General features: G+C 71.0%; 21 protein-coding genes. 13 read left to right on the forward strand and 8 right to left on the reverse strand.

Annotation, left to right across the window (positions count from 1 at the left end; genetic code table 11):
* Positions 1 to 537: 537 nt before the first annotated feature.
* The 7 genes from VGC13_RS23235 to VGC13_RS23265 form a co-directional block, all read right to left on the reverse strand.
* Positions 538 to 1,680 carry a PQQ-dependent sugar dehydrogenase gene (locus VGC13_RS23235; RefSeq protein WP_331127690.1) on the reverse strand — a complete coding sequence of 381 codons (1,143 nt, stop codon included), beginning with the start codon at positions 1,678 to 1,680 and terminating at the stop codon, positions 538 to 540.
* Positions 1,677 to 1,949 (reverse strand): hypothetical protein, encoded by a 273-nt coding sequence (locus VGC13_RS23240; RefSeq protein ID WP_331127691.1) that lies wholly within the window; start codon positions 1,947 to 1,949, stop codon positions 1,677 to 1,679. Before VGC13_RS23240 ends, VGC13_RS23235 begins: the two co-directional genes overlap by 4 nt.
* A gap of 849 nt (positions 1,950 to 2,798) precedes the next feature.
* Positions 2,799 to 3,176, reverse strand: a complete 378-nt coding sequence (locus VGC13_RS23245) for a response regulator (protein WP_331127692.1) — start codon at positions 3,174 to 3,176, stop codon at positions 2,799 to 2,801.
* A gap of 123 nt (positions 3,177 to 3,299) precedes the next feature.
* Complete coding sequence (locus VGC13_RS23250; RefSeq protein ID WP_331127693.1) at positions 3,300 to 3,869, reverse strand: DUF488 domain-containing protein; 570 nt, start codon at positions 3,867 to 3,869, stop codon at positions 3,300 to 3,302.
* Positions 3,870 to 3,873: 4 nt separating this feature from the next.
* Positions 3,874 to 4,509 carry a YceI family protein gene (locus VGC13_RS23255; protein WP_331127694.1) on the reverse strand — a complete coding sequence of 212 codons (636 nt, stop codon included), beginning with the start codon at positions 4,507 to 4,509 and terminating at the stop codon, positions 3,874 to 3,876.
* Between the two features lie 442 nt (positions 4,510 to 4,951).
* Positions 4,952 to 5,908 carry a hypothetical protein gene (locus VGC13_RS23260; RefSeq protein WP_331127695.1) on the reverse strand — a complete coding sequence of 319 codons (957 nt, stop codon included), beginning with the start codon at positions 5,906 to 5,908 and terminating at the stop codon, positions 4,952 to 4,954.
* Between the two features lie 182 nt (positions 5,909 to 6,090).
* Complete coding sequence (locus tag VGC13_RS23265; RefSeq protein WP_331127696.1) at positions 6,091 to 6,870, reverse strand: hypothetical protein; 780 nt, start codon at positions 6,868 to 6,870, stop codon at positions 6,091 to 6,093.
* A 321-nt stretch (positions 6,871 to 7,191) separates the two neighbouring features.
* Here VGC13_RS23265 and VGC13_RS23270 point away from each other — a divergent pair, with 321 nt between their 5' ends.
* The 7 genes from VGC13_RS23270 to VGC13_RS23300 all read left to right on the forward strand — a co-directional run bounded on the left by VGC13_RS23270 (position 7,192) and on the right by VGC13_RS23300 (position 16,264).
* On the forward strand, positions 7,192 to 7,923 hold the full coding sequence (locus VGC13_RS23270) for an MIP/aquaporin family protein (RefSeq protein WP_331127697.1): 732 nt from the start codon (positions 7,192 to 7,194) through the stop codon (positions 7,921 to 7,923).
* A 562-nt stretch (positions 7,924 to 8,485) separates the two neighbouring features.
* Positions 8,486 to 9,052, forward strand: a complete 567-nt coding sequence (locus VGC13_RS23275; RefSeq protein WP_331127698.1) for a hypothetical protein — start codon at positions 8,486 to 8,488, stop codon at positions 9,050 to 9,052.
* Between the two features lie 137 nt (positions 9,053 to 9,189).
* Positions 9,190 to 10,629, forward strand: coding sequence for a 1-acyl-sn-glycerol-3-phosphate acyltransferase (locus VGC13_RS23280; RefSeq protein WP_331127699.1), 1,440 nt, complete (start codon positions 9,190 to 9,192; stop codon positions 10,627 to 10,629).
* Between the two features lie 615 nt (positions 10,630 to 11,244).
* A complete protein-coding gene (locus VGC13_RS23285) occupies positions 11,245 to 13,563 on the forward strand; it encodes a bifunctional salicylyl-CoA 5-hydroxylase/oxidoreductase (protein WP_331127700.1) in 2,319 nt (772 codons plus the stop codon).
* A 7-nt stretch (positions 13,564 to 13,570) separates the two neighbouring features.
* Entirely contained in the window at positions 13,571 to 14,362 is a 792-nt protein-coding gene (locus VGC13_RS23290; protein WP_331127701.1) for an SDR family NAD(P)-dependent oxidoreductase, read from the forward strand.
* A 516-nt stretch (positions 14,363 to 14,878) separates the two neighbouring features.
* Positions 14,879 to 15,370 (forward strand): hypothetical protein, encoded by a 492-nt coding sequence (locus VGC13_RS23295; RefSeq protein WP_331127702.1) that lies wholly within the window; start codon positions 14,879 to 14,881, stop codon positions 15,368 to 15,370.
* Between the two features lie 60 nt (positions 15,371 to 15,430).
* Positions 15,431 to 16,264 (forward strand): enoyl-CoA hydratase family protein, encoded by an 834-nt coding sequence (locus VGC13_RS23300; RefSeq protein ID WP_331127703.1) that lies wholly within the window; start codon positions 15,431 to 15,433, stop codon positions 16,262 to 16,264.
* Positions 16,265 to 16,848: 584 nt separating this feature from the next.
* Here VGC13_RS23300 and VGC13_RS23305 read toward each other — a convergent pair.
* Positions 16,849 to 17,901: a hypothetical protein gene (locus tag VGC13_RS23305; RefSeq protein ID WP_331127704.1), complete on the reverse strand. Its 1,053-nt coding sequence runs from the start codon at positions 17,899 to 17,901 to the stop codon at positions 16,849 to 16,851.
* A 299-nt stretch (positions 17,902 to 18,200) separates the two neighbouring features.
* Between VGC13_RS23305 and VGC13_RS23310 the strand changes: the two genes are divergently transcribed.
* From VGC13_RS23310 to VGC13_RS23335, 6 genes are all read left to right on the forward strand, one after another.
* Positions 18,201 to 19,370 (forward strand): acyl-CoA dehydrogenase family protein, encoded by a 1,170-nt coding sequence (locus VGC13_RS23310; protein ID WP_331127705.1) that lies wholly within the window; start codon positions 18,201 to 18,203, stop codon positions 19,368 to 19,370.
* Positions 19,367 to 19,777 carry a hypothetical protein gene (locus VGC13_RS23315; protein WP_331127706.1) on the forward strand — a complete coding sequence of 137 codons (411 nt, stop codon included), beginning with the start codon at positions 19,367 to 19,369 and terminating at the stop codon, positions 19,775 to 19,777. The genes VGC13_RS23310 and VGC13_RS23315 overlap by 4 nt, the downstream gene beginning before the upstream one ends.
* 119 nt (positions 19,778 to 19,896) lie before the next feature.
* Entirely contained in the window at positions 19,897 to 20,322 is a 426-nt protein-coding gene (locus VGC13_RS23320; protein ID WP_331127707.1) for a hypothetical protein, read from the forward strand.
* Between the two features lie 117 nt (positions 20,323 to 20,439).
* On the forward strand, positions 20,440 to 20,922 hold the full coding sequence (locus VGC13_RS23325) for a hypothetical protein (RefSeq protein WP_331127708.1): 483 nt from the start codon (positions 20,440 to 20,442) through the stop codon (positions 20,920 to 20,922).
* A gap of 135 nt (positions 20,923 to 21,057) precedes the next feature.
* Positions 21,058 to 21,495 carry a hypothetical protein gene (locus VGC13_RS23330; RefSeq protein WP_331127709.1) on the forward strand — a complete coding sequence of 146 codons (438 nt, stop codon included), beginning with the start codon at positions 21,058 to 21,060 and terminating at the stop codon, positions 21,493 to 21,495.
* 47 nt (positions 21,496 to 21,542) lie between these two features.
* A complete protein-coding gene (locus tag VGC13_RS23335) occupies positions 21,543 to 21,968 on the forward strand; it encodes a hypothetical protein (protein WP_331127710.1) in 426 nt (141 codons plus the stop codon).
* Positions 21,969 to 22,288: the final 320 nt, after the last annotated feature.

Raw genomic sequence — 22,288 nt, forward strand, 5'->3', positions numbered from 1 at the left:
CTGTCATTCCGAGGGAGCGCCCACCCCCCCTTCTCCGCTCTCTCCGGTGCTGGCGCGCGACCGAGGAATCTACTGTCCGTTTCCTCGTGGCCTGCCGCGATGCCCCGGACCGGCCCTGTCTGGCTGTTTCGCCTCCGCAGCGATGGCGCGGGCTGCCGCGTCCAGCCTCGCGCGGGCCGAAGGTAGATTCCTCGGCCCTGCAACCCATGGCGCGATCATCGGGCGGCGGTGTGGCCAGGCCTCGGAATGACAGACCGTACACCCCAATCTGTCATTCCGAGGGAGCGCCCACCCCGCCTTCTCCGCTCTCTCCGGTGCTGGCGCGCGACCGAGGAATCTACTGTCCGTTTCCTCGTGGCCTGCCGTGACGCCCCGGACCGGCCCCGTCTGGCGATTTCGCCGCCGCGGCGATGGTGCGGGCTGCCGCGTCCAGCCGCGCGCGGGCCGAAGGTAGATTCCTCGGCCCTGCAACCCATGGCGCGATCATCGGGCGGCGGTGTGGCCGGGCCTCGGAATGACAAGCCCTCGTTTCACTCGTCACGGCGCGGCGACGATCTTGTGGACGGCGCCGCTTTGCGAGATCACGTACAGCTCGCCGCGTGCGTCCTCGCCGAACGACGTGATGTTGCCCACGTTCTCCAGGTCCCACGAGCGCGGCTCGGTGGCCGCCCCGTTCGCCATGCGAAAGCTGCGGATCCACCCCTCGCAGAAGTCCGCGTAGAAGTAGTGGCCGCGCAACGCGGCGATGTCCTGGCCGCGGTAGACGTATCCGCCGGTCACGGAGCACCCGTCGGAGTGCGTGTACTCCGAAACCGGCAGCACCTTGCCCGTGCGGTCGCAGCCGGTGGCGGGCTCGAAGCAGTCCGATCCCTCCATCGTATCCCACCCGTAGTTCAGCCCGCCCTGCCCCGCGGGCACGGCGTTGATCTCCTCCAGCCGGTTCTGCCCCACGTCGGCCACGAACAGCAGGTTGGCGGTGCGATCCCACGAGAAGCGCCACGGGTTGCGCAGCCCCGTTGCCCAGATCTCCCGCTGGCCGTCGGTGCGGCCGGCGTACGGGTTGCCCGCGGGGATGGTGTACGGGCGCGCCCCGTCCACGTCGATGCGCAGCATCTTGCCCAGCAGCCGCATCGGGTCCTGCCCCGTCTCTTCCGGGTCCCCTCCCCCACCGCCGTCGCCCATCCCGATGTACAGCTTGCCGTCGGGCCCGAACGCCACCAGCCCGCCGTTGTGGTTGGAAAACGGCTGCGCCACCGTCAGCACCAGCTCGGCGGAGGCCGCGTCCGCGCGGTTGCGGTCGGTGCTCACGCGAAAGCGCTCGATGCGCGTGTCGCCGCGGGTGTCGGTAAAGTTGACGAAGAAGGTGCCGTTGGCCGCGTAGTTTGGATGGAACGCCACGCTCAGCAGCCCCCGCTCCCCGCCCGCCGACACGCGCGAGGTGAGGTCCAGGAACGGCGTGGGGAGCAGCGACCCGTTCTGCACGATGCGGATGCGCCCGGGCTGCTCGACGACGAACAGCCGCGGATCGTTGGCCGGCGCCGTCAGAAAGACGGGCGACTGCAGCCCTTCTACCACCTGCTGCAGGCGGATGCTCACCTCGCCCGCGGGCGGGCCGCCGCCGGAGGGGCCGTCCGAGCAGGCGGCCAGCGCCAGCAGGCACAACGCGATACGCGGTTTCATGAGTCCTCGGAAAGCGGGTCGGATGCGCCGTCTGCGTCTTCGTCGTCTTCCAGCAGGTCGCGCGCGTCGTTCTCGCGGTGCCAGGGCACGCGCAGCTTGACCCCGAACTGCGAGCCGCCCTGGTAGCCGGGGCCAAAGATGGCCACGTTGGGCCCGTTGTCCACCAGCGCCGGGATGCCGGCCTCGCGCAGCGTCTCCGCCGCGAAGTCGGCCTCCCACACCGCGCCATAGGTCGCCACCACCACCCACGATTCGCCGGAACCGCCCATTTCTCTCCCTTCCTGCGGGTCACGGCCGGGAACGATTCGTTCGCGGCCATCATGCTGATGGTAGCCTTGAACCCGCGACCGGGTCAAAGGTTTGTTTTCGGACGATGCGAAACGCTCGCCGCAGCGATCCGGGAGGGACGGTGCGGATCTCGGAATCGCGGATGTGCGGGAGGGGGGGGCGAGGCGGAGGGGAATTCGGCGGGGAGTCGGCCCGGGAGCGAATGAATTCGCCGCGGGAAGGGCGCAAAATCCGCCTTCGCGGATTGTAGCCGCGGGATCGCGCCGCTCCGTCCGGCGCCCCCTGATGCCGAGGCGAGGTCCTTCGGTCGCGCGCCAGGTCCTGCGTATCGTACGGTCCCGCGCGGTCGCTCCCTCAGAGGGTGTTGCCAAACCGCCCAGCGTGATTGACTTCCTGAGGGAGGCACCGCCCCGTAACCCGCTTGTACACTGCACCCTGGCGCCGACCGAAGGACCTCGCTGGCACAAACCGAGGGGCTGGTCCCGCGGCATGGAGCCGGCCCCGCCTCGCCGGAGAGCAGGTCCTTCGGTCGCGCGCAGGCGGTTGTGTGAAATCGGGTTACACGTGGTGCGCTCCCTCAGGAAGTCATCGCTTCGTTATGGATTTGGGGTTTAGCAACACCCTCTCAGGAAGTCACATCCACAGGGGAGGGTTCAACGAGAAAGCCACGTCCGCGGGGAGGATCCGGGGAGCGCCGCGTTTGCGCGCAGCGCCCATGGGGTTGAAGCCCCGCCTGGCGAGCTTTGCGAGCCTGTGGGCGGGGCTTGTCGCAGTTCCAGCGTGCGGCTTCAGCCGCCCGTGCGCTTGACCGCCGGTATCGGGCATCACGCTCAATCCCCCGGCGGCCCCACCATCCGCCGTACCTCCGCCACCAGGTGGGGAGGCATGCAGGGCTTGATGAGCAGCCCGTCGAACCCGTCGGCCACCAGCCGGTCCCGGTCCACCGAGAGCGCCATGGCCGTCAGCACCACGATGGGGATGGCCGCCGTGCGCTCGTCGGCGCGAAGCTCCAGCATGGCCTGCCTGCCGTCCATCACCGGCATGGCGAGGTCCATCAGGATCAGGTCGGGCAGGTGCGCGCGCGCCACCTCCACCGCCTGCTGCCCGTTGGCGGCGGCCAGCGTGACGTACCCCTCGCGCTCCAGCACGGTGAGCAGCGCCAGCCGGTTGTCTTCGTGGTCGTCGGCGAGCAGGATGGTCCTGGGCATGCGGAATCGGCGGCTGGCGGCACCAGGCAGCACGTGCACCGCCCGGGCGGCGGAGCAGCAGGAGTGCGGAGTGCACGGTACGCCGCCCGAAACCGCAAAATCGGCGCCGTCCGTGCCTCAGAATCACTCCGCGAACAGGTCTGCCTGCGGGGTGGCGGGATAGATGAGGGTGCCGTCGTCCCGCACGACCGCGTGCTCCGAGAGCGCCGCCGGCCGCGCCGCCCCCGGGCCCATGATGTCGAGCACGGGAACGCCGCGCGCCAGCAGCGCGTCGGTGATCAGCCGGCGGTGGCAGCGCCAGGGCACCGCCTCGGCGCACATGATGGCCGTGGGCCGCTCGGCGCCGTCCGCCATCAGCCGCCGCAGCGCCGCCTGAAAGGGCGGCGTGGCCGTGTAGTCGGCGTAGGCCCGGAACGCCGCGTGGCGCCAGGCCGTGTTGGGCGACGGCCCGGCGGCGGGGTCGCCCGCGCGGCGCCCGCCCAGCGCCTCCTCGTGCCGGTAGGCAACCCCCGCCTGCGCCAGCGTGGCCGCCAGCGCGTCGCGCCCGAACTGCGGGTGCCGGCGCGAGCCGGGAAAGCGCCGCACGTCCACCAGCCGCCGCACCCCGTGCTCCCGCAGCAGCCCGACGAACTCGTCCGCCGTGCGGGTGGAGTGGCCGATGGTGTAGACGGCCGGCGGCGCTTCCCCCGTCAACGCGTCAGGAGGCGGGCTGCTCCACCGCCTCGATGGCGATGGAGATGGTGACCTCGTCGCCCAGCACCGCGCCGCCGCCCTCGGCCGCGCGGTTCCACGACACGTTGTAGTCCATGCGGTTGATGCGCGTCTCGGCCTCGAAGCCGATGCGCCGGCGCCCGGGGGTGCCGCCCACCTCCAGCATCCGCCCCTCGAGCACCACCGGCTTGGTCACGCCGCGCAGGGTAAGGTTGCCGTGCACCTGCAGGTCGCGCCCGCTGGCCACCACGCGGGTGCTGCGAAAGGTGATGACGGGGTGGCTTTCGGCGTCGAAGAAGTCGGCCGAGCGCAGGTGGGTGTCGCGGCGCTCGTTGTTGGTGTCGATGCTGGCCGTCTGGATGTCGACGGAGACCGAGCCGCCCGCCAGGCTGGCCGGGTCGGCCACGATGGTGCCGCCCCAGCTGTTGAACGAGCCGTTCACCCGGCTGACCAGGTGGCGGATGCGAAAGGTGAGCTCCGAGTGGCTCTGGTCGATCTGCCAGCGCACGGGCGCGGCGCCGGGGGCATCGGACAGGCGCGCGGACGGCGCGGCGGCGACGGTGGCCGCCAGCAGCGCCGGAACGGCGGCCAGGACGGCGAGGGTACGGCTGCGGACTCGCATGGGGGCTGGGCTCGGGTCGGTTCGGAAACGTGGCTCCGGCGCGAGAAACGCCGCCGGGGGTGCCGGCGGCGTTCGCCTCGCGGTGCGCGCGGCACGGCGGCCGGCGGCGCCCGGAAATGGGAATGCGACGAATATAGAGGATGTCCGTCAGCCTTTGTAGAGGGTGAAGCCCGACACCGCCGGCCGATCCCCATCCCGATCCTGAACTCCAGTCCCGAAAACCCATCGTAGCATCCGAGTCCGATCCTGAAAAAGAATCATCGTACAGAGGAACAGAGCCAGACAGAGAAAGCGAGCTGAATCCAGCTTGGTTCCTCTGTCTGACTCTGTTCCTCTGTACCCCGGAAGGTGTCGTTTTCCCGGATTCGGCAGCAGAAACGCGGAGAGAGCGCGTTCTTCCGTGCTCTCTCCGCGTCACCCGCGTCTCTGTCAGGCGGGTCTCTTACCGGCGGCGGCGGCGCAGCAGGCGGCGCAGGTCGGCCTCGGCGGCGATGTAGCCGAACGCCGTCCAGTTCTCGGCGGAGGTCACCTGCCAGAAGATTTCTTCCGCCTGGTCCGGGCGCTCGTTGTACAGGTACCAGTTGCCCACCCCGTACCCCTCCGTCGCCAGCGTGGTGGCATCGCCCCCGTTGGGCCGCAGCAGCGAGTCGGGGGGGATCACGCCGCGGTACATCAGCAGGCGCCGCTGGTACGACTGCTGGCCCAGCACGTTCATCTCGGCCGTGACCGGCTCCAGGACGGAGGCCGCCTCTTCCGTGCGCCCCGCCCGCCGCAGCGTCATGTACAGCCAGTCGATGGCCGCCACGCGTGCGTCGTCGTGCGTGGACACCAGCAGCGCGTTGCGAAATCCGTACTGCGCGCGGACGAAGTCGCCGCGCAGGTAGTACGCCAGCCCCAGGTGGTACCACACGTTGAAGTGCAGCGTGGCCAGCGGCGCACCGGCGGTGTCGAGCGGGCTGGCCCGCTCCGTCTCGTCGGGGTGGCGCCGCAGCAGCCGGGCGGCCTGCTCCAGGTCGCGCGCGGCCAGGTCGAACTCGCGCACGGTGATCCACCGGTGGCCCCGGTGGCGGTACATGCGCGGGTCGTCGGGATGCTTGCGGATGCCCTCGGAAAAAATGCCGATGGCGTCGCGGTAGCGGCCCAGGAACCCCACGCTGCGCCCCAGCCAGAGGATGGCTTCGGCGTCGTCGGGGTTGCGTTCGTAGCCGGCGTAGGCCTGGGACAGGTTGGCCTCCAGCCGCTGGCGTCGCTCCAGCGGCTGCTCGGACGCGTACAGCGGCGCACCCAGCAGCGAGGTGGCCTCGGGGTAGCCCGCGGGCGAGGGCGGCCCGCGGCGCACGCCCAGGCAGGACGCGAGCAGCACGGCCGGAACCAGCGCGATCGCGGTGGCGAGCCTCATACGGGACGGCGCTCCGGGAGGGGTGCGGCAGGGCGGCGGCGCAACGCGTCCGCGGCAGAAGGCGGACGCCAGGGCGCGGACCGGGGCGGAACTCGGCGTGGCGTCGGACGGCGAATGCTGGACAATACGCGGGAACCGGCGGATTGAAAAGGGTCCGCCGGTTCCCGCGCCCCGCGCCGCCCTCAGCGGCCGCCGCTCAGGCGCAGCGGAAAGGTGATCTGCGCGGGGACGGGCCAGCCGTCCTCGGTGGCGGGGACGAAGCTGATGGCGCGCACGTAGCTGATCACCCGCCGCTCCCAGGTGCCGCGGGCCAGCGTGCGCTCCAGCTGGGCCTCGGTCACGTTGCCGCCGGCGTCCAGCGCCACCCGCACCCACACGGTCCCCGCTCCGCCCGGCGTGGACGGCAGCAGCCCCGAAACCGCCTCGCGCTCTCGCACGTCGCCAAAGGCGGCGCCGCCAAGGGCGCCTCCCGCCACCCGTGTGTCGCGCGGGTGCGCCGCGCACACTTCGCGGCGCCCCACCCGCAGCACCGGCTCCTCGTCCAAGTCCATCCGCAGCCGCACGCCCCAGTCGTGCTCCGCGGGCTCCGCCGCGCGGCGGTGGGCGAACACCAGCTTCTGCAGCGTGTCGGCCAGCTCCTGCGGCAGGCGGTGCTCCAGCAGGTCGCGGCGCACGTTGGTGCCGTCGCGCTCGTAGGCCATGGCCAGCAGCACGTGCCCGCGCGGGGCGCCCGCCTCGCGCCACAGCGCCACGGCCGCCTGGGTGAGCGCCGCGCTGTCGACCAGCGCCGCGGCGGACGGCAGCCTGGCGGGCGCGGGCGATACGCGGCAGGGGCGGCCCGGCGCGGTAGGCCCGTCGCTCAGCAGCGCCTGGCGCCCGCCCGCGCCCCCGGCGGCGGTGGTCGAGCAGGCCGGCAGCGCCAGCAGGGCGGCCAGCAGGATGATGGAGGGTCGAAGCGTCATGGCGGGGTCCCTTGGGGGCAGGAGGTGGATGCGGGTCATCACCCGGTGACCCGGCCGTTACCATCCCGTTTCTCAATCGATAATACTCTCGCATCACAAGTGCCAGCCATTTGCGTGTAACGATTTTCCGTAACGGTCTGGTGCGGATGCGGTCCTGGCGCTCCGCGGGACGAGTGCAACGGTCCGGGGACGCGCTCCATCCAACGGAAAACGACCTGCCGCGCGGGCACGCAATGCTTGACGGGGTGGAGGAGCGCGGGTAGAGTGCGCGCGTCCCACCCTTCCGCGGTCCACCCAACCACGACCCATCGAAACCCGGACATGAACGAGACTCCCGCCCGCGCGCTGACGGCCGAGGCCATCGGCACCTTTGCGCTCTGCTTCGTGGGCATTCTGGCCATCAACGTGGACGCCATCAGCGGCGCGGAGGGCACGGCGTCGCTGGTGACCATCGCCCTGGCGCACGGGCTTACCATCGCGGTGATGATCGCGGCGCTGGGGGCCATCTCCGGCGCGCACTTCAACCCCGCGGTGACGGCGGGCTTCGTGGCCACGGGGCGAATGACGCCGGTGCGCGGCGCGCAGTACGTGGGCGCGCAGATCGCCGGCGCGGCGCTCGCCTCGCTGCTGATCGCGTGGCTGTTCGGGCTCGAGGTGGTGGAGCGGGGCACGCCGGCCATGGCGCCGCTGGTAAAGCCGGTGGGCGGGATGGTGGTGGAGGTGGTAACGACGTTCTTCCTGGTGCTGGTGATCTTTGGTACGGCGGTGGACCACCGCGCGCCCAGGTCGGTCTTCCCGCTGGCGATCGGGCTCACCGTGGCGCTGGACATCATGGCGACGGGCCCGATCACCGGCGCGGCGATGAACCCGGCGCGCGTCTTTGGGCCGGCGCTGGTTTCGGGCGCGTGGGCGGACCACTGGGCGTACTGGGCGGGGCCGCTGCTGGGCGGCGTGCTGGCCGCGTTCCTTCAGCACCGCTTCCTGATGGAGTACGCCCCCAGCCTGGCCACCGCCGAGCACGGCGGTCCCGCGCCCTTGGAAGAGCGCGGCTGAGGGAGCCCCCATCCGCCGGCCAGCGAGAGCGAGTAAATTCGCCGCAACAACCGCGGAAAGCCCCGCAAACCGCGCGGGGCTTCAACCGCGAACCGCGGCATGCGTGCGGCGCACACCCGTCCGTGAAGGCGGAGATCGCGTTATCCCGGCCGCAAATTCATTCGCCCGGGGCGGTGTTGGCGGCACCGTCCCCGGAGCGAGTAAACTCGCCGCAACAACCGCGGAAAGCCCCGCAAACCGCGCGGGGCTTCAACCGCGAACCGCGGCATCCGTGCGGCGCACACCCGTCCGCGAAGGCGGACATCGCGTTTTCCCAGCCGCGAATTCATTCGCCCGGGCCGGCGCGCGGGACGGCCCACCTCTCTGCGTGTCATCCTGCAGGCGCGGCGGACGATCCTGATCATCCCACCCGCCGATCCCCACCCGCCGATCCCCGCCGGCCCATCCTCCCCGATCCGCCGTGTCCCGCGGCTGGCAGATCCTGCGTTCTCCGGGTAGTATCCGTATCCAGCGATCCTGCTCCGCCTCACCCATCCGCTCCACCCGAACCGCGATGGTCCGCATGCGCCGAATCTTTGCCGCCAGCCTGTTGACGCTTTCCGCCTGCGGGGCGGCGACCTCGCCGGGGGACACGGGGAGCGTGCCGGCCGGCGGCGGCGACCAGACGGCGCAGGTTGTCTCCACGGGCGACGGATTCCACGTGAGCACCACCGGACAGTCGCGGACGCTGAAGCACGACGTGAGCGCCCCGGTGGAGCGGGTGTGGCAGGCGCTGCCCGAGGTGTACCGCGAGATCGGGCTGCAGGGGACGGCGGACGGCGCCAGCCTGACCGTCACCAGCCCCACGCTGCGCTTTACGCGCCGCATGTTCGGCGAGCCGGCCACGCGCTTCTTCGACTGCGGACGGGGGCAGTTCGGCAGCCAGATCGCGGCGACGCACACCATTCACCTGACGGTGCGCACCACGGTGCAGCCGGGCGGCACGCCGGGCACGGCGCGGCTGGAAACCACCGCGCAGGCGTACGCCCGCAACAACGACGGCGCCAACGCGCTGATGGCCCAGTGCCACTCCCGCGAGCAGCTGGAAAACCTGATCGCCCTGCGCGTGCTGGAAAAGCTGGCCGGCTGATCCGGGCGCATTGCCACACTCCGCGCGAACGGGACGGGCCGGCGGCGCGGCCCATCCCGTTTTTTGTTGGTGGATCGGCCGCCCGGCGAGTATAGATTGGGATCCACGCCCGTCATCCGCCCTCTCCGCCGCGCCCCATGAACGGCAGCATCACCCTTGCCACCTGGCAGTTTGCCGCGCTGGTCCTGCTGGCCCTGGTGTGCCTGCTGGACCGGCTGATGGTGCCCAGCGCCCGCTGGTTCATCCGCCAGCGCACCCTGCGCGTGCTGGAAGAGGTGAACCGCAAGCTGCCCATCGAGATCCAGCCCTTTCGCCTGGCGCGCAGGCAGGTGCTGGTGGACCGGCTGATGAGTGACCCGCGCGTGGTGCAGGCGGTGGGCGAGCACGCCAACGAGCACCGGGTGCCGCTGGCCGTGGCCACCGCCCGCGCCGAGCGGTACGCCAAGGAGATCGTCCCCGCCTTCAACGCCTACCTGTACTTTCGCCTTGGCTACGCGCTCGCGCGGCGGGTGGCGCGGCTGCTGTACCGCGTACGCCTGGGGTGGAGCGACGAAGAGGGGCTGGCCGGCATCGAGCGCGGCAGCACGGTGGTGTTCGTGATGAACCACCGCAGCAACATGGACTACGTGCTGGTGGGCTACCTGGCCGCGCGGCGGGCGGCGCTCAGCTACGCGGTGGGCGAGTGGGCGCGCATCTGGCCGCTGCAGCAGCTCATCCGCTCCATGGGCGCGTACTTCATCCGCCGCCGCAGCAACGACGAGCTGTACCGCCGCGTGCTGGAGCGCTACGTGGCCATGGCCACCGCCGCCGGGGTGACGCAGGCGGTGTATCCCGAGGGCGGGCTGTCGCGCGACGGGGCGCTGCGCCCACCCAAGCTGGGGCTGCTGGACTACATGCTGCGCGGCTTCGACCCGGCGGGCGAGCGGGACCTGGTGTTCGTCCCCGTGGGCATCAACTACGACCGCACGCTGGAAGACCGCACGCTGCTGCTGGATTCCGGGAACGGCACCAAACCGCGCGTGGGGACGATCCGGGCGCTGGCGAACACCATGCGCTTCGTGGGGCGCAACCTGCTGCTGATGATCCGCAGCCAGTGGCGCCGCTTTGGCTACGCGTGCGTCAACTTTGGCACGCCGGTGTCCATGCGCCGCTGGTGCGCGGAGCACGGGGTGGACTTCAGGCAGATGGGGCGCGACGGGCGGCAGGAGACGGTGGCGGAGCTGGGCGCCGCGCTGATGGAGGAGGTGGGCCGGGTGATCCCGGTGCTCCCCGTGTCGCTGGTGTCGACGGTGCTGCTGCGCGACCCGGCGGCGCAGATGAGCGAGCTGGAGATCAAGGGGTGCGTGGCGGACCTGGTGGACGAGGTGGAGGCGGGGGGCGGGCGGGTGTACGTGCCGCGGCAGGACATGGACTACGCGGTGACGGTGGGGCTGCGGATGCTGACGATGCGCCACCTGGTGCTGGACGCCGACGGCCTGTTTGCCGCCAACCCCGCGGAGTTCCCCATGCTGCGCTACTACGCCAACTCCATCGCCCACCTGCTGCCCGCGAAGGCGGTGGTGCCGGTGGCGGCGTAAGGGCGGGACGATTTTCGTGGATCGATGGGATGGGCGCCCTTCTCCAGTGGTTGCTGGGAGAGGGTTTTTCGCGACCCGCGGGCGCCCCCTCCGGGCTCGCATTACTCGCCCACCTCCCAGGAGCGAATGAATTCGCCGCTGGGAAAGCGCGAAGTCCGCCTGCGCGGACTGCAGGGCCGGGATCGCGGATCGGCGACAGGAATCACGCTGGCGCCCGACGGGGCCCCTCCCCCGGCCCCTCCCCGTTCGTTCCTCACGGAGAGGGGAGAATTCGGTCCCGCTTCGACAGGCTGTGATCGCGTCGTTCCTCCCGAGGCACACCGGAGATTCGGTGCGCGTCACCTCTTCTCCCGCGCTGTTTGCGGGGGAGAGGCCGGGAGAGGGGGCCACTCTCGGGCACAGTTCGATGCTCTTCGTCTCACCTCCATCCCCTCGGCAACCAACCTCCCCCGGCAGTTTCGGGGGAGGTGCGAGCCCAGGCGAGCGGAGGGGGCGCCCGCGGCACGCGATGATGCCGGCAACCCGCCCCCCGCCCTTCCCTCGCCCGCGCGCGGCGCGTAGACTGCGCACTCCGGCAGACGGGATGGACGGACCACGGAGAGCGGAGGAGCGCGCGTGAAGGTGGCGGTGATCGGCGGGGGGCCCGCCGGGCTGTACCTGGCCCTGCTGATGAAGAAGGCCGACCCCGCGCACCAGGTGGTCGTCCTGGAACGCAACGCCGCCGACGATACCTTCGGCTGGGGCGTGGTGTTCAGCGACCAGACGCTGGGCTACCTGCGCGAGGCCGACGCGCCGACCGCGGCGCGCATCGAGGACGAGTTCGCGCACTGGGACGACATCGACGTCCACCACCGCGGCGCCGTCATCACCAGCGGCGGCCACGGCTTCAGCGGCATCGCCCGCAAGACGCTGCTGCGCATTCTACAGGACCGCGCCGCCGAGCTGGGCGTGGAACTGCGCTTTGGCTGGAACATGGTGGATGACGCGAGGCTGCCGGACCTGGGGCTGGGCGGCGCGGACCTGGTCGTCGCGGCGGACGGGGTGAACAGCCGTATCCGCGGGAAGTACGCGGAACACTTCAAACCCGACCTGGACGTGCGCCACGCGCCGTTCTGCTGGCTGGGGACCACGAAGCTGTTCGACGCCTTCACCTTCCTGTTCGTCGAGAACGAGCACGGCGTCTTTCAGGCCCACGCCTACCGCTACTCCGCCGCCCACAGCGCGTTCATCGTGGAGTGCGACGAGCGCTCGTGGAAGAACGCGGGCTTCGACGCCATGAACGAGTCGGAGACTGTGGCCGCGTGCGAGCGGATGTTCGCGCCGTGGCTGGACGGGCATCCGCTGGAATCCAACGCCCCCCACCTGCGCTCGCCGTGGATTCGCTTCACGCGCGTATCCAACGAGCAGTGGCACCACGCGGACGGCGACGTCGCGCCCGTGGTGCTGATCGGCGACGCGGCGCACACGGCGCACTTCTCCATCGGCAGCGGGACCAAGCTGGCGATGGAAGACGCCATCGCGCTCGCCCGCATCCTCCATCAGCAGAACGATCTTCCCTCCGCACTCAAGGCGTACCAGGAAGAGCGGCGGACGGATGCGCTGCGGCTGCAGAACGCGGCGCGCAACAGCATGGAGTGGTTCGAGAACGTCCGCCGCTACATCAACCTCGATCCGCCGCAGTTCGCCTATTCGCTGCTGACGCGCAGCCAGCGGGTGAGCCACGAGAACCTGCGCCTGCGCGACCACGCCTACCTGAGCGGCGTGGAACGGTGGTTCGCCTCGCGCGCCAGCGGGCAGGAGCCGGAGGCGCCCCCGCCCCCCATGTTCACCCCCTTCCGCCTGCGCGGCCTGCGGCTGGAAAACCGGGTGGTGCTCTCGCCGATGGACATGTACTCGTCGGTGGATGGCGTGCCGAACGACTTTCATCTCGTCCACCTGGGCTCGCGCGCGCTGGGCGGGGCGGGGCTGCTGATGACGGAGATGACGTGCGTGAGCCCCGAGGCGCGCATCACGCTGGGATGCACGGGGATGTACGCGCCGGAGCACGTGGACGCGTGGCGGCGGGTGACGGACTTCGTGCACGCGCACGGGCGGTCGAAGATCTGCCTGCAGCTGGGCCACAGCGGGCGAAAGGGCGCCACGCGGCTGATGTGGGAGGGGATGGACGAGCCGCTGGAGGAGGGCGCGTGGGAGGTGATGGGCCCGTCCCCCATCCCCTTTGGCCCGCGCAACCAGGTGCCGCGCGAGATGACGCGCGCCGACATGGACCTCGTCATCCGGCAGCACGTGCAGGCGGCGGAGATGGCGTGCGACGCCGGCTTCGACATGGTGGAGCTGCACTGCGCGCACGGCTACCTGCTGTCGTCGTTCATCACGCCGATCAGCAACCGGCGGACGGACGAGTACGGGGGATCGCTGGAGAACCGGCTGCGCTTTCCGCTGGAGGTGTTCCGGGCCATGCGCAACGTGTGGCCGGAAGACTGCCCCCTATCCGTCCGCATCAGCGCCACGGACTGGGTCGAGGAGGGGATCAGCCCGGACGAGGCGGTGGAGGTGGCGCGCGCCTTTGGGGCGGCGGGGGTCGACATCATCCACGTGAGCACCGGGCAGACCACGCCCGACGCGCGGCCGGTGTACGGGCGCATGTTCCAGACACCGTACAGCGACCGCATCCGCAACGAGGCGGGCGTGCCGACGATCGCGGTGGGCAACATCACCGAGGCGGACCAGGTGAACGGCATCATCGCGGCGGGGCGCGCGGACCTGTGCGCGCTGGGCCGGCCGCACCTGGCCGACCCGCACTGGACGCTGCACGCGGCGGCGCAGCTGGGGTGGACGGAGCAGCCCTGGCCCAACCAGTACCTGAGCGGCAAGAGCCAGCTGGAGCGCAGCCTGAAGCGCCAGCAGGAGATGCTGGGCACCTCCACCATCTGAGCGCGCGATGACGGACGGACGGCTTTTGCGGGGGCGGCTGGCGGTGGTGACGGGCGGAAGCCGCGGCATCGGCGCGGCGATCGCGGAGGCGCTGGGGCGGGCGGGGGCGCGCCTGGTGCTGCTGGGGCGCGACCGCGCGGAGCTGGCCGCCCGCACGGCGATGATGAACGACGTGCGCGGGGTGGAGACCAAGTTCATCGTCTGCGACGTGACGGACGAGGCGTCGGTGGTGAACGCGTTCCGCCAGATCCGCGAGGCGTCGGGCGACCCGCACATCCTGGTGAACAACGCCGGCCAGTCCGCCGGCGTGCCGTTCACCGACACCACGCGCGAGACGTGGGACCGGATGATCGCCGTAAACCTGACGGGCACCTTCCTGTGCACACAGCAGGTGCTCCCCGCGATGCTGAAAGCCGGCGCCGGGCGCATCGTCAACGTCGCGTCGACGGCGGGGCTCAAGGGCTACAGCCACACGGCGGCGTACTGCGCGGCCAAGCACGGCGTGGTGGGGATGACGCGCGCGCTGGCGATGGAGACGGCAAAGAAGGGGATCACGGTCAACGCGGTGTGCCCCGGCTACACGGACACGGACATGGCCGCGTCCGCCATCCGGAACCTGGTGGACGCGGGGCGCACGGAGGAAGAGGCGACGAAGGCCATCACCCGCGTGATGCCGATCGGGCGGCTGATCCGGCCGGAGGAGGTGGCCTCCGCCGTCGCCTGGCTCTGCTCGCCCGACGCGGCCGCGGTGACGGGGCAGGCGGTTCCGGTGGCCGGCGGCGAGGTGATGGCGGGGTGAGGGAGCGCGGCGGCTGCGGGAGCGAGTAAACTCGCCGCAACGACAGCGGAAAGCCCCGCAAACTGCGCGGGGCTTCAACTGCAACACCGCCGCGTGAATCCGGCACACACCCGTCGGCGCAGGCCGACATCGCGTGGTCCCAGCCGCGAATTCATTCGCCCCGGACGGCCCGGGCGGCCGGTGCGCGGGAAGCGGGAGCGCGTTGCCGACGCCTTGTACCCGGGCGGGTGAACCCGCGGCTGCAAAAGCGGAAAGCCCCGCAAACCGCGCGGGGCTCGACCGCAACACCGCCGCGTGAATCCGGCACACACCCGTCGGCGCAGGGCGACATCGCGTTTTCCCAGCCGCGAATTCATTCGCCCCGGACGGCCCCGGGCGGCGTCGGCGGCCGGTGCGCGGGAGGCGAGGGCGCGTTACCGACGTCTCGTACCCGGGCGGGTGAACCCGCGGCTGGAAAAGCGGGAAGCCCCGCAAACCGCGCGGGGCTGCGCTCGACCATCAGATCAGCGGGGATCCATGCTCGGGTTGATTTACCGGCTTCTGCTCCTGGTGTTCGCCGCCGTCCTCCTCTCCGCCGTGCCCGCGGCGGCACAGGCGGATACGGTGCCGGAGGCGCCTCGGGGCGGAGGTCTGGAGATGATCGGCGGGGTGCGGGTGGGGTGGCCGCAGAAGCTCTCGGGCTACGTGGGCGTGGGGGTGCCGCGAAAGCGGTTCGAGAGCGGCTACACCGGCTGGTCGCTGATCGTGGAGCCCGGCCTGGGCGGGGGCGCCGTGCGCGTGGGACGCACGACGCACGGCGGGCTGGGGATGACGGCGCGGGGGCAGTTCAGCGTGCTGCGCACCTGGGGCGATCCCTGGCTCGTGGGCCCGGACCGCACCTGGGTGGGCTTCGATGCACAGGCGAACGTGGGCTACGTGGGCTTCGCCGTCGGTGGCTACGTCCGCGTTCCCACCGGCGAGTTCGATCCCGCACCCATGCTCACGCTCAACCTGGCGTTCGGCAACTGACGCTCGACGGCTGACGCACTACCGCACTCACGCACTACCGCACTCACGCACTTCCATCGAATGACGACCAAGCTCCGCGCCGCCGACTTTCGCCCCCAGCACTTTGCGTGGGCCGTGGATGGGCCCGTCGCCACCATCACGCTGAACCGGCCGGAGCGGAAGAACCCGCTGACGTTCGAGAGCTACGCCGAACTGCGCGACACCTTTCGGCAGCTGGCGTTCGCCACGGACGTAAAGGTGGTGGTGCTGGCGGGGGCGCAGGGCAACTTCTGCTCGGGCGGCGACGTGCACGAGATCATCGGGCCGCTGGTGCGCATGAAGGAGGAGGGGCGGATGGACGACCTGCTCGCCTTTACGCGCATGACGGGCGACACGGTAAAGGCCATCCGCGCCTGCCCGCAGCCGGTGATCGCGGCGGTGGACGGCGTGTGCGCGGGCGCGGGCGCCATCCTGGCGATGAGCAGCGACCTGCGGCTGGGGACGGCGCGCAGCAAGGTGGCGTTCCTCTTTACCCGCGTGGGCCTGAGCGGCGCCGACATGGGCGCGTGCGCACTCCTGCCGCGCATCATTGGCCAGGGGCGCGCGAGCGAGCTGCTGTACACGGGCCGGTCGATGGACGGCGCCGAGGCCGAGCGTTGGGGCTTCTTCAACCGCGTGGTGGAGCCGGATGCGCTGCTGGACGAGGCGCACGCGCTGGCCCGGTCGCTGGCCACGGGCCCCACCTTCGCGCACGGGATGACGAAGCGCGCGCTGCACCAGGAGTGGTCGATGGGCGTGGACGAGGCCATCGAAGCCGAGGCGCAGGCCCAGGCCATCTGCATGCAGACCGAGGACTTCGCCCGCGCCTACCGCGCCTTCGCGGCGAAAGAGAAGCCGGTGTTCGAGGGGAACTGATTGAGTGCGAAAGTGCGAAAGTAACGGAACGGCAATGTCATTCTGAGGCCCGGCCACGCGGAACTGGCCTCTCGCACCGCCGGTCGCAGGGCCGAAGAATCTAGCCGCCGCCTGCTCGAAGGCAGACGCGGCAGCCTGCACCAAAGCCGCGGCCACACAACCGTAGGACAAAGCCCGTGGTGGCCGCGCGGCAGAGGAAGGGGATGCACAGGAAGGGCTTGGGCCGAAATCAACTGTGTCCGCCTCCAGAAGCGAATGATATGAGCTCGCCGCTGGAACGGCGCAAAGTCCGCCTGCGCGGACTGTAGCCGCCAGTGTTGGGCACGACGACGAATCACGAAGATTCCGACGGTAGATTCCTCAGTCGCGCGCCGGCTGTGGAGTAGCGGAAGGGCCCGGGTGTGCGCTCCTTCGGAATGACAGATTGGGGGAAACGCGCCCAAATCCGGCGCGACGTTATACCCTCTCCCGCTTGCGGGAGAGGGTGCGAGCCCGAGCGAGCGGGTGAGGGTCCCGGCTGGCGCAGTTCGATCTCCGATGCCGCACGACGAGCGCGATCCTTCCGGTCAGAGAGTCGTTCTACGCTACCGCACCGCCTCCTGCAGCAGCGCGAACACGGAGGCGGGCTCGGCGGCGAAGGTGCGCGCCTGCCAGTCCGGGAGAAGCACGTCCAGCGTCAGGAACAGCGCCATCCCGTAATCCTGCGACCAGAACGTGCCGCCGCGGCGAAAGCGGGTAAGCACGGTAGCGGGATCGGCGTCCGGCCCGGCGTGGCGCAGTGCGACTTTGTACGCCGCCCACTGCGCCGCGCCCTCCATCCCCAGGAAAACGTCCTCCAGCTCCGCGTACACGCCGTCCGCGCCGGCGAACCAGCGCGCGCGCCGCTCCCGCGCGCCCGCCAGCGCCTGCGCCGCGAGCGCTCGGCGGCGCGCGGGATCGGGCTCTGCGGCGGCGCGGTAGAGCAGGTCGCGCTCGGCGTCGATGGCGGCGCGGAAGCCGGGGACGCTGTCGAAGCGCGTCTGGATCACGTCGTCGTTCAGGCTCTCCGGGTCCGGCACGCGCGCGGCGAGCGCATCGATCCGCCGGTCGACGGAGCCCACCTGGCGCGTGTGCGTCATCTCGTGCACGAACACGGCGCGGATGAGCCACGCCAAGCCGGGATCGGCCGCGTGGCGCGGGTCGCGCTTCCACACCGCGGGCATCCCCATCACGAAGAACGCGGCCCCCGCGTCTCCATACGGCGCCGCGAACGAGAGCGGCACGGCCGGCACCCGCTGTCCGCCGGGGAGCCGCACCTCACCGCCGTGCGCCACGCCGCGCACCTCCGCCGTGCCGCCCTGAAAGCGCAGCGGCGCGCCGGCCAGCGCCAGCGTGGCCGCGAGATCCGCATCCCCGCGCGCGTCGGGCGCCACGTGCCATGCGCACGCGGTGTCGATGAACACCATCCACGGCAGCGGCCGCGCTTCCAGGCGCAGGATCTCGCGGCTGGCGTGGTCCCAGTCATCCAGCGCGCCCTGGATCCACTCGCGGTCCGCATCATCCAGGGTGCACGCGCCCGCCTGTGCCGGCAGCGGTGCATCGGCCAGCAGGGAGAGCGCAAACAGGGCGGCAAGTCCCGCCCGTACAGAGAACGTCATCAGAGATCGAAGGATGGTGAGCCGGCGGGCTCCGTGGCCGTTGCCATCGAACCCCGCCTGGTTACGTTGTGCACTGCGGCACGGTTTCACAGGATGTGCGTGTCGGCAGGTGGGCGTTGTTGACGGTCTGTTCCGCGCGGTTGAAACCGCGGCTACAACGGCACAAAGTCCGCCTGCGCGGACTCGGCGGCCGACGGTGTGCGGCGGCTCACGCGACTGCGCGTCCGCAACCAAAGATACAACAAACATCAGGGCCCACTCACGCACTCACGCACTCTCGCACTCACGCACTCTTCCGCATGCCCGACCGCACCTTCCTCACCTGGCCGTTCTTTTCCGACGCGCACCGCGGGCTCGCGGACGAGTTGGAGGCGTTCGTGCGCGAGCAGATCGCGCCGCCGCCGCACGACGAGCGCGACGTGGACGCCGCGTGCCGCGACCTGGTGCGGCGGCTGGGCGCGGCGGGGCTGCTGCGGCTGTGCGTCCCCGCGCCGTACGGCGGCGCGCACGAGCGGCTGGACGTGCGATCGCTCTGCCTGGCGCGCGAGACGCTGGGTCGCGCGTGGGGGCTGGCCGACTTTGCGTTCGCCATGCAGGGGCTGGGGAGCGGGCCCATCTCGCTCTTCGGCTCCGACGCGCTCAAGCAGCGCTACCTGCCGCCCGTGGCGCGCGGGGAGCGGATCGCGGCGTTCGCGCTCTCGGAGCCGGACGCGGGGAGCGACGTGGCCGCCATGCAGACCACGGCGCGCACGGCGGACGGCGGGTACGTAATCGACGGGACGAAGACGTGGATCAGCAACGCGGGGATCGCGGACCACTACGTCGTCTTCACCCGCTTTCCCGAGGCCGGCGAGCGCGGCTACGCGGCGTTCGTGGTGGATGCGGTCAACCCCGGCCTGCGCGTCACCGAGCGCATAGACGTGATCGCGCCGCACCCGCTGGGGACGCTGGCGTTCGACGGGTGCCGCGTGGGGGCGGACGCGCTGGTGGGGCAGGCGGGCGCGGGGATGCGTGTGGCGCTGGGCACGCTGGACGTGTTCCGGACCACGGTGGGCGCCGCGGCGCTGGGATTCGCGCGGCGCGCGCTGGACGAGGCGGTGCGGTGGACGGGCGAGCGGCAGGCGTTCGGCAAGCCGCTGCGCGACTTTCAGCTCACGCAGTCCGCGCTGGGGCAGATGGCGCTGGAGGTGGACGCCAGCGCGCTGCTAGTGTACCGCGCCGCCTGGACGCGCGACACGGGCGCCGAGCGCATCACGCGCGAGGCGGCGATGGCCAAGCTGTACGCCACCGAGGCCGCCCAGCGCGTGATCGACGCCGCCGTGCAGCTGTTCGGCGGGCGCGGCGTGGTGAGCGGCGCGCCGGTGGAGACGCTGTACCGCGAGATCCGCGCGCTGCGCATCTACGAAGGCACCAGCGAGATCCAGAAGCTGGTCATCGCCGCACAGCTGCTGAAGGAAGACGGGACGTGACCCGGCCCGCGCTCGCCCTGCTGCTGTGCGTTGCCTGCGGAGGCCCGGCGCCCGCCGCGTACGACGCTCCGGGCACGTACGAGATGGACAGGCCGTTCGTGGCCGACACGCTCTGGGTGCTGCCCGACGGAACCTACACGCTCGTGTATGCGCCCGATGGCGGAAAGACGCTGGTCGTGCGTGGCAGGTGGGAATACGTGCGGAATGGGCCCAGCATCACCTTCCATCGCTTTCCCGTCCGCGAGTACAGCGGCTCCGTGCGGGACGCCAGCCAGACCGGCGTGTGGCAGGCGCCCTTCGAGCGTACGGCCTTTGGTTCCATCGTGCTGCAGGTCTACAAGGACAAGGGGCTGCGGTACCGCCGCGTCTCACCGGACCTCCTGGGAAGCGCGGGGCGCGGGCGCTGAGCCCTGCGCTCCCTCGCCCCCGCGCGTCGTCCAGGATTCGGCAACGCGCCCGTGGAGACGCTGTACAGCGAGATCCGGACGGTGGTGATCGCCGGGCAACTGCTCAAGGAGGCGGAGGGATGACGATGAGACCCTGGATGGCGCGGGCGCTGCGGCGGGCGCTGCTGCTGGCGGGGATGGTGCTGGGCGCGCAGACCCTGCTGTACCGCGCACTGGCCCCGCGCCCCGATTTTCCTCCCGCGGACGTGGACCGGGTAGAGGTGGTCACGGCGGATGGCTTTTCGTACCCGATCCACGACGCCGCGATGGTTTCGCGCGCCGCCGGGTTCGTGCGCGCCCTGGATGGCACGTGGAGGCACCTTCCCGGCTTCGTCGGGCCCGGCGACATGCCGCGCGCCACCTTCTACCGCGGCGACCAGTGGCGGGGCTGGGTGATGTGGAACGAGAGTGTGGCCGTCGTCCCCGCCGGCCAGGACTACGCCGTGTTCCCGCTGCGCCGGGGCCAGGCGGCGGAGTTCGAACAGCTGCTCGGATTGGGACCCTGACCCCTCCCCGGCACCAGCAGATTCAGAAGCTGGTGATCACCCGGTTACTGTCGAAGGAGGTGGACGGATGAGGATGAAACGCTGGATGGTGCGCGCCGGACGCGTGCCCGCACGCCCATGAGCACGCGACACCGGCCGCGGCGCCTGCCGCCCGGCGTGCTGATGCTCGCGGGTGCCTGGCTCGCGGTCCAGGCGGCGTGCGGGCCGATGCCCGCGCGGGTCGACCAGCCGCTCGCGGACGCGGACCGTGTGTACGTGATGGTGGATGGCGATACGACGCCGCTCGGGAACAAGCAGATCACCGACCCGGCGGCCATCAGCCGTATCCGGGCCTATGTCGAAGCACGGCCTGCCGGTTGGGCCAGACGGTGGAACTCGCCGCCGCCCTGGCACGTGCACGCGACGTTCTATCGCGGCGACAAATCCGTCGGATGGTTTGCGGCGGGCAAGAACTTTCTGCAGGCACCCTCGCGGGAGGGTCCCGAGGCGATGCGAGACGCCGATCCCGAAGAGCTGGAGGAGCTCAACCGGCTGCTGACCGTGCCTCCAGGGAGCCACCGGGGACCGCCGCCCGATCACTACCCGGATCACGGCCCCTGACGCGGCGGCGGGGAACCAGGATCTGGCAGCGCGCCACGCTGCCGGACACGACAGCTCTCCGCTCCGTCTCCAGCGCTCCACGGATGGCGCGCCGCGTGCACGTCCCGTCCGCCGGCCATCGAAGGAGGTGAGCGGATGACGATGAAGCCCTTGCTGGCGCGGACGCTGCGGCGGGTGCTGCTTCTGGCGGTGATGGTGCTCGCCGGACAGTTCCTTCTCTACCGCTCGCTGTTCGCGCGCGTGGAGTTTCCGCCCGACGGCGTGGACCGGGTAGAGGTGTGGGCGCCGGACGGGTTCTCGCACCAGGTCACGGATCCCGCGCGCGTGGCCGGCGTCGTCGCGTTCGTCCGCTCGCGCGACGGCGAATGGATGCGCGTACGGAACGCTCGCACCGCCGGAATGCCGAACGCCCGCTTCTACCGCGGCGATCAGGCGGGCCGCTGGTTCGGGTGGAGCTCGGGCTCGATCATCATTCCATCCGGGGGCGGCCTTGGCGTGCGTCCCCTGAGCCACGAAGAGACGATGGAGCTGCAGCGGCTGCTGGGCACCGGCGCGCCATGGCCCAGCCGCTGACCGCCGCGTGATGGAAGCCGTGAACCCGCGGAAGTGAGGGGATGCGAATGACGATGAAGCCCTGGCTGGCGCGGGCGCTGCGGCGGGCGCTCGGCACCATGGGGATGTTGCTGGCGGCGGAGAACGCGCTGTATCGCGTCCACCACGCCCGCCCGGAGCTGCCGCCGCCCGGCGTGGACCGGGTGGAGGTGGTGACGATGGAGGGCTCGCACACCATCACGGACCGCGCGGCGATCGATGGCATCCTGGCCATCCTGGGCTCGCACGCTGGCGAATGGACGCGCCTTCCGGGCACCGTCTGTGGGCCGGGCGCGCCGAACGCCGTGTTCTACGAGGGCACGGTGCCCCGCGGCTCGATTTTCCTGGGTCAGCGCGTCATTACGACCCAGGCACGGCGCGGGGCGGTGTCGCGCGTGCTCAGCCCGCGGGACGCCGCAGAGCTCCAGCGGCTGCTCATCGACAACCGCCATTAGCTCCCTGAAAAGATCTGGCCTCACACAGAGTCAGCAGAGGACATGACCTCTGCTGACTCTGCTGACTCTGTGTGAGTTCCCCACCTGCTGCGCAGACCCTTGCTCACGGAACCTGGGCCAGCAGGAGCGGCATCCGGCCCGCCATTGCCGGCTATTCCCTATTCCCTGTTCCCTGTTCCCTATTCCCTAACCCGGCGTAGCCGGAACCAAACACGAGTTGGGCTTGACATGGCGGAGTTTCGTTGCATGGTGTTTACCCTGTTCACCTGCTCGCGAAAACTGCCATGCTCATCGACCGCTACGCAGCTCGTATCCTCGGC

Origin of the sequence: Longimicrobium sp., assembly GCF_036399255.1 — a bacterium.
Taxonomy (GTDB): Bacteria; Gemmatimonadota; Gemmatimonadetes; order Longimicrobiales; family Longimicrobiaceae; genus Longimicrobium.

Excerpts from the sequence above, each read along its gene's own strand:
- VGC13_RS23235 (WP_331127690.1), bottom strand. The coding sequence starts at position 1,680 with ATGAAACCGCGTATCGCGTTGTGCCTGCTGGCGCTGGCCGCCTGCTCG.
- VGC13_RS23240 (WP_331127691.1), bottom strand. The coding sequence starts at position 1,949 with ATGGGCGGTTCCGGCGAATCGTGGGTGGTGGTGGCGACCTATGGCGCG.
- VGC13_RS23245 (WP_331127692.1), bottom strand. The coding sequence starts at position 3,176 with ATGCCCAGGACCATCCTGCTCGCCGACGACCACGAAGACAACCGGCTG.
- VGC13_RS23255 (WP_331127694.1), bottom strand. The coding sequence starts at position 4,509 with ATGCGAGTCCGCAGCCGTACCCTCGCCGTCCTGGCCGCCGTTCCGGCG.
- VGC13_RS23260 (WP_331127695.1), bottom strand. The coding sequence starts at position 5,908 with ATGAGGCTCGCCACCGCGATCGCGCTGGTTCCGGCCGTGCTGCTCGCG.
- VGC13_RS23265 (WP_331127696.1), bottom strand. The coding sequence starts at position 6,870 with ATGACGCTTCGACCCTCCATCATCCTGCTGGCCGCCCTGCTGGCGCTG.
- VGC13_RS23270 (WP_331127697.1), top strand. The coding sequence starts at position 7,192 with ATGAACGAGACTCCCGCCCGCGCGCTGACGGCCGAGGCCATCGGCACC.
- VGC13_RS23275 (WP_331127698.1), top strand. The coding sequence starts at position 8,486 with ATGCGCCGAATCTTTGCCGCCAGCCTGTTGACGCTTTCCGCCTGCGGG.
- VGC13_RS23280 (WP_331127699.1), top strand. The coding sequence starts at position 9,190 with ATGAACGGCAGCATCACCCTTGCCACCTGGCAGTTTGCCGCGCTGGTC.
- VGC13_RS23290 (WP_331127701.1), top strand. The coding sequence starts at position 13,571 with ATGACGGACGGACGGCTTTTGCGGGGGCGGCTGGCGGTGGTGACGGGC.
- VGC13_RS23295 (WP_331127702.1), top strand. The coding sequence starts at position 14,879 with ATGCTCGGGTTGATTTACCGGCTTCTGCTCCTGGTGTTCGCCGCCGTC.
- VGC13_RS23300 (WP_331127703.1), top strand. The coding sequence starts at position 15,431 with ATGACGACCAAGCTCCGCGCCGCCGACTTTCGCCCCCAGCACTTTGCG.
- VGC13_RS23305 (WP_331127704.1), bottom strand. The coding sequence starts at position 17,901 with ATGACGTTCTCTGTACGGGCGGGACTTGCCGCCCTGTTTGCGCTCTCC.
- VGC13_RS23310 (WP_331127705.1), top strand. The coding sequence starts at position 18,201 with ATGCCCGACCGCACCTTCCTCACCTGGCCGTTCTTTTCCGACGCGCAC.
- VGC13_RS23320 (WP_331127707.1), top strand. The coding sequence starts at position 19,897 with ATGACGATGAGACCCTGGATGGCGCGGGCGCTGCGGCGGGCGCTGCTG.
- VGC13_RS23325 (WP_331127708.1), top strand. The coding sequence starts at position 20,440 with ATGAGCACGCGACACCGGCCGCGGCGCCTGCCGCCCGGCGTGCTGATG.
- VGC13_RS23330 (WP_331127709.1), top strand. The coding sequence starts at position 21,058 with ATGACGATGAAGCCCTTGCTGGCGCGGACGCTGCGGCGGGTGCTGCTT.
- VGC13_RS23335 (WP_331127710.1), top strand. The coding sequence starts at position 21,543 with ATGACGATGAAGCCCTGGCTGGCGCGGGCGCTGCGGCGGGCGCTCGGC.